Here is a 1164-nt window from a genome sequence, read left to right as displayed (position 1 = left end):
TAGAAGCCGTGCAGCAGCAGATTCCAGCGGACGGGGCATTGGTGGAACTGGTGCGCTACGAGCCGTTTGATCCGTCTGGAGCAGGTACTTGGGGAGCACCCCGCTATGCCGCCTACGTGCTGCTCCCCTCCGGCGAAATCCGCACCGTAGACCTGGGCGATGCCGCCGCCCTCGATGCCCAAGTCTTCACCTACCTCGATGCCCTGCGCAATCCCCGCTCCAACATCCAACCCATCGCCCGCGCCCTCGATGCCCAACTGATGCAGCCGATTCGCGCCCTCACCGACGACGCCACCCACCTGCTGCTCTCCCCTGACGCGGCCCTCAACCTGATTCCCTTCGCCGCCCTGATGGACGAAGAAAATCGCTACCTTAGCGAAACCCTCACCCTCACCTACCTCACCTCCGGTCGCGACCTGCTGCGGATGAATCGCGGTCTGGAGCCGGGGCAGGGGCCGGTGATTGTCGCCAATCCCGACTATGGGGCGACGGAGCTAGCTGCGGCATCCCGTGGCGCTACGCCAAGTCAGGGGAATACCGTCCTCACCGCCCAGCGCTCCACCGACTTTAGCAGCCTCAGTGCCTTCGGCTCCCTCCCCGGCACCGAAACGGAAGCGGATGCCATCCTGCCCCTGCTGGCCAACGCCACCCGCTGGGACGGAGCCGAGGCCACGGAAGCGGTGATCAAACAGGTTCCAGCGCCCAGCATTCTGCACCTCGCCACCCACGGATTCTTTCTGCAAGACCAAGACTGCTTGGCCGTACCCGGCGGTACCCGCACGGCCTCGATTGATGTTGTCTCCACCGTTCAAACCGACTGCGTGCCCACCCCGCGCAATATGGAAAATCCCCTGCTGAGATCGGGGTTGGTGTTTGCGGGCGTCAACCAGCGGTCAAGCTTCGCGGATGACGACGACGACGGGGTGCTCACGGCCCAGGAAGTTACCCGAATGAACCTGTTCGGCACTCAACTGGTAGTGCTATCGGCTTGCGAGACGGGGCTGGGGAATGTGGTGAATGGCGATGGGGTGTATGGTCTGCGGCGGGCGTTTGTGTTGGCAGGGGCGGAAAGTCAACTGATGAGCCTGTGGAAGGTAGACGATTTTGGCACGAGTGACCTGATGCAGGGGTACTATGAACGGTTGATGGACGGAGCTGGACGCA

At 63.1% G+C, this 1164-nt stretch carries 1 protein-coding gene; it reads left to right on the top strand.

From position 1 onward, the window contains the following. Positions 1-8 precede the first annotated feature (8 nt). On the top strand, positions 9-1164 hold a 1156-nt coding region (locus JUJ53_RS00360), incomplete at its 3' end, for a CHAT domain-containing protein (RefSeq protein ID WP_204150014.1).

This window comes from Leptolyngbya sp. CCY15150, from assembly GCF_016888135.1.
In the GTDB taxonomy this organism is placed as follows: domain Bacteria; phylum Cyanobacteriota; class Cyanobacteriia; order RECH01; family RECH01; genus RECH01.
The sequence above is the reverse complement of the archived record's forward strand: the minus strand, read 5'-3'. Positions and strand labels throughout refer to the sequence as shown.